Genomic DNA, 5,464 nt, shown 5'->3' on the forward strand with positions numbered 1-5,464 from the left:
AACGCAACAAGGGCCACCCCGGTGGGGTGGCCCTTGTTGGAATGGGTGTCCGGCGGTGTCCTACTCTCCCACGACCTCGCGGTCGCAGTACCATCGGCGCTGAGGGGCTTAGCTTCCGGGTTCGGAATGGGACCGGGCGTTTCCCGCCTCGCTATGGCCGCCGTAACTCTATGGAGATGACCTTCTCGCTCACACTCTGCCCTGACCCGCCCCGGGGCTGGTAGGCCCTGGGTGTGGGTGGGTGGTGGTGGCGGTCTCTCGGGAACCGCACAGTGGACGCATGCACGCAATGATTGTGTGTTGTGGTAAGTCATCGGCATATTAGTACCGGTCAGCTTCACACCTTTCGGTGCTTCCACATCCGGCCTATCAACCCAGTGGTCTAGCTGGGAGCCTCTCACACCTCGAAGGGTGTATGGAAATCTCATCTTGAAGCAGGCTTCCCACTTAGATGCTTTCAGCGGTTATCCCTTCCCAACGTAGCTAACCAGCCGTGCTCCTGGCGGAACAACTGGCACACCAGAGGTTAGTCCGTCCCGGTCCTCTCGTACTAGGGACAGCCCTTCTCAAATTTCCAACGCGCGCAGCGGATAGGGACCGAACTGTCTCACGACGTTCTGAACCCAGCTCGCGTACCGCTTTAATGGGCGAACAGCCCAACCCTTGGGACCTACTCCAGCCCCAGGATGCGACGAGCCGACATCGAGGTGCCAAACCATGCCGTCGATATGGACTCTTGGGCAGGATCAGCCTGTTATCCCCGGGGTACCTTTTATCCGTTGAGCGACGGCGCTTCCACGAGCCACCGTCGGGTCACTAGTTCCGACTTTCGTCCCTGCTCGACATGTACGTCTCACAGTCAAGCTCCCTTGTGTACTTACACTCGCCACCTGATTGCCAACCAGGCTGAGGGAACCTTTGAGCGCCTCCGTTACTTTTTAGGAGGCAACCGCCCCAGTTAAACTACCCACCAGGCACTGTCCCTGATCCGGATCACGGACCGAGGTTAGATGTCCAGAACGACCAGAGTGGTATTTCAACGTTGACTCCACACCCGCTGGCGCGGGCGCTTCACAGTCTCCCACCTATCCTACACAAGCCGTACCGAACACCAATACCAAGCTATAGTAAAGGTCCCGGGGTCTTTCCGTCCTGCTGCGCGTAACGAGCATCTTTACTCGTAGTGCAATTTCGCCGAGTTCGCGGTTGAGACAGCGGAGAAGTCGTTACGCCATTCGTGCAGGTCGGAACTTACCCGACAAGGAATTTCGCTACCTTAGGATGGTTATAGTTACCACCGCCGTTTACTGGGGCTTAAATTCTGAGCTTCGCCACCAAAGGTGACTAACCCGTCCTCTTAACCTTCCAGCACTGGGCAGGCGTCAGTCCGTATACATCGTCTTGCGACTTCGCACGGACCTGTGTTTTTGATAAACAGTCGCTTCTCCCTGGTCTCTGCGGCCTTCAACGCTCACCACCGCGATGGGCAGATCACGCGTCCGGCCCCCCTTCTCCCGAAGTTACGGGGGCATTTTGCCGAGTTCCTTAACCACGATTCACTCGATCGCCTTAGTATTCTCTACCTGACCACCTGAGTCGGTTTAGGGTACGGGCGGCTAGAACCTCGCGCCGAGGTTTTTCTAGGCAGCATAGGATCACCCAATCATCCAGCATACGCTGTCACCATCAGCTCTCAGGCACATGAGGCACGGATTTACCTATACCTCGCCCTACAGCCTTGGACGTGCCAAGCCATAAGACACGCTGGGCTACCTTCCTGCGTCACCCCTGTTACTACGCTTACCTACTACCGGTTCGGGTCACGCGCTCGGCCTACACGTCCCCCGAAGGGGATCTAGCAGACGTTGGGCGTTTAGCATCACCGGGCTCGGTATGGGCGGTTCTTCGCCGGTAGCAGAATATCAACTGCTTGTCCATCGACTACGCCTGTCGGCCTCGCCTTAGGTCCCGACTTACCCAGGGCGGATTAACCTGGCCCTGGAACCCTTGGTCATTCGGCGGACGGGTTTCTCACCCGTCTTTCGCTACTCATGCCTGCATTCTCACTCGTGTGGCGTCCACGGCTGGATCACTCCGCCGCTTCACCCCCCACACGACGCTCCCCTACCCATCCACACACCTGGACCCACCCCAAAAGGATGAGCCAAGTAAATGCATGAATGCCACAGCTTCGGCGGTATGCTTGAGCCCCGCTACATTGTCGGCGCAGAATCACTTGACCAGTGAGCTATTACGCACTCTTTCAAGGGTGGCTGCTTCTAAGCCAACCTCCTGGTTGTCTGTGCAACTCCACATCCTTTCCCACTTAGCATACGCTTAGGGGCCTTAGCTGGTGGTCTGGGCTGTTTCCCTCTCGACTACGAAGCTTATCCCCCGCAGTCTCACTGCCACGCTCTCACTTACCGGCATTCGGAGTTTGGTTGACGTCAGTAACCTGGTGAGGCCCATCAGCCATCCAGTAGCTCTACCTCCGGTAAGAAACACGTGACGCTGCACCTAAATGCATTTCGGGGAGAACCAGCTATCACGAAGTTTGATTGGCCTTTCACCCCTATCCACAGCTCATCCCCCCAGTTTTCAACCTAGGTGGGTTCGGTCCTCCACGCGGTCTTACCCGCGCTTCAACCTGGCCATGGATAGATCACTTCGCTTCGGGTCTAGAGCACGCGACTAAAACGCCCTATTCGGACTCGCTTTCGCTACGGCTTCCCCACACGGGTTAACCTCGCCACGTACCACTAACTCGCAGGCTCATTCTTCAAAAGGCACGCTGTCACCCCTGCTAAGGAGGCTCCAACGGATTGTAAGCATTCGGTTTCAGGTACTATTTCACTCCCCTCCCGGGGTACTTTTCACCTTTCCCTCACGGTACTTGTCCGCTATCGGTCACCAGGTAGTATTTAGGCTTACCAAGTGGTCTTGGCAGATTCACACGGGATTTCTCGGGCCCCGTGCTACTTGGGATACTCATCAAGAGGCCACGCAATTTCGTCTACGGGAGTAACACCCTCTATGCTGGACCTTTCAATGCCCTTCGACTATCACGCGACTTGATCACTCTTCGCCAACCCGGCAGGATCAGCCAACGAGTCCCACAACCCCACAAGTGCAACGCCTGCCGGCTATCACACACCCATGGTTTGGCCTCATCCGATTTCGCTCGCCACTACTCTCGGAATATCTTTTCCTGTGGGTACTGAGATGTTTCACTTCCCCACGTTCCCTCCACACACCCTATGTGTTCAGGTGCAGGTAACCGGGCATGACCCCGGCTGGGTTTCCCCATTCGGAAATCCTCGGATCAAAGTTCGTTTGCCAACTCCCCGAGGCTTATCGCAAGCTACTACGTCCTTCTTCGGCTCCTGGTGCCAAGGCATCCACCGAATGCTCTTAAAAACTTGCCACAAAAATCAAAGATGCTCGCGTCCACTGTGCAGTTCTCAAGCTACCGACACTCACCCAACCCAAGCACCAGCAACAGCCAGCACCAGACCAGACGGTGTACAACCAACCAACAAACCCCGAAAACGGGCTCATTGCCTGGGACACCCAACAGTGTGTCCGCCCCAACACCCACCCCACAACAAGGAAGCAAGCATCAGAAACCGTGATTAATGTTCCACCCAATAGAAGCACCACCCCCAGAACACTCGCCCAGGGCATGGCACACCACCACCCGCATGACACCCATCACAGGGCACCACACACAGCAGCAGCGAGCTTCACAACGTGAAACTCCTTAGAAAGGAGGTGATCCAGCCGCACCTTCCGGTACGGCTACCTTGTTACGACTTCGTCCCAATCGCCAATCCCACCTTCGACAGCTCCCCCCCACAAGGGTTGGGCCACCGGCTTCGGGTGTTACCGACTTTCATGACGTGACGGGCGGTGTGTACAAGGCCCGAGAACGTATTCACCGCAGCGTTGCTGATCTGCGATTACTAGCGACTCCGACTTCATGGGGTCGAGTTGCAGACCCCAATCCGAACTGAGACCGGCTTTCTGGGATTCGCTCCACCTCACGGTATCGCAGCCCTTTGTACCGGCCATTGTAGCATGCGTGAAGCCCAAGACATAAGGGGCATGATGATTTGACGTCATCCCCACCTTCCTCCGAGTTGACCCCGGCAGTCTCCTATGAGTCCCCACCATCACGTGCTGGCAACATAGGACGAGGGTTGCGCTCGTTGCGGGACTTAACCCAACATCTCACGACACGAGCTGACGACAACCATGCACCACCTGTACACCAGTGTCCAAAGAGACCCACATCTCTGCAGGCTTCCGGTGTATGTCAAGCCTTGGTAAGGTTCTTCGCGTTGCATCGAATTAATCCGCATGCTCCGCCGCTTGTGCGGGCCCCCGTCAATTCCTTTGAGTTTTAGCCTTGCGGCCGTACTCCCCAGGCGGGGCACTTAATGCGTTAGCTGCGGCACAGAATCCGTGGAATGGATCCCACACCTAGTGCCCAACGTTTACGGCATGGACTACCAGGGTATCTAATCCTGTTCGCTCCCCATGCTTTCGCTCCTCAGCGTCAGTAGTGGCCCAGAGACCTGCCTTCGCCATCGGTGTTCCTCCTGATATCTGCGCATTCCACCGCTACACCAGGAATTCCAGTCTCCCCTACCACACTCTAGTCTGCCCGTACCCACTGCAGGCGCGGAGTTGAGCCCCGCGTTTTCACAGCAGACGCGACAAACCGCCTACGAGCTCTTTACGCCCAATAATTCCGGACAACGCTTGCGCCCTACGTATTACCGCGGCTGCTGGCACGTAGTTAGCCGGCGCTTCTTCTGCAGGTACCGTCAGCCGAAGCCTTCTTCCCTACTGAAAGAGGTTTACAACCCGAAGGCCGTCATCCCTCACGCGGCGTCGCTGCATCAGGCTTTCGCCCATTGTGCAATATTCCCCACTGCTGCCTCCCGTAGGAGTCTGGGCCGTGTCTCAGTCCCAGTGTGGCCGGTCACCCTCTCAGGCCGGCTACCCGTCACCGCCTTGGTAGGCCATCACCCCACCAACAAGCTGATAGGCCGCGAGCCCATCCCTCACCAAAAAATCTTTCCAAACACACCCATGCGAGCATGCCTGAATATCCAGTATTAGACACCGTTTCCAGCGCTTATCCCAGAGAAAGGGGCAGGTTACTCACGTGTTACTCACCCGTTCGCCACTAATCCACGGTGCAAGCACCGCTTCATCGTTCGACTTGCATGTGTTAAGCACGCCGCCAGCGTTCGTCCTGAGCCAGGATCAAACTCTCCGTAAAAGAATCCATCAACACCCCACACCCCAAAAGAAGCACAAGGCGCCAACAAACCATACGAAACAAACAATCCCAGCAGATGCACACCCAAAAAGAGCGCACACCAACCATAAAAAACTGGCATCAATCACTACAAACACACTGTTGAGTTCTCAAACAACGAACGCGCACCTTCAG

The 5,464-nt window shown here is 56.4% G+C and carries 3 rRNA genes; all 3 read right to left on the reverse strand.

The features are described from left to right. Positions 1-47: 47 nt before the first annotated feature. A 5S ribosomal RNA gene (rrf, locus tag FV560_RS19855) occupies positions 48-165 on the reverse strand. A 136-nt stretch (positions 166-301) separates the two neighbouring features. Further along, positions 302-3,425, reverse strand: a 23S ribosomal RNA gene (locus FV560_RS19860). A 339-nt stretch (positions 3,426-3,764) separates the two neighbouring features. After that, positions 3,765-5,290, reverse strand: a 16S ribosomal RNA gene (locus FV560_RS19865). Together the 16S, 23S and 5S rRNA genes form the textbook arrangement of a ribosomal RNA operon. Positions 5,291-5,464: the final 174 nt, after the last annotated feature.

It is taken from the genome of Ruania rhizosphaerae, assembly GCF_009805705.1.
Taxonomy (GTDB): Bacteria; Actinomycetota; Actinomycetes; order Actinomycetales; family Beutenbergiaceae; genus Ruania; species Ruania rhizosphaerae.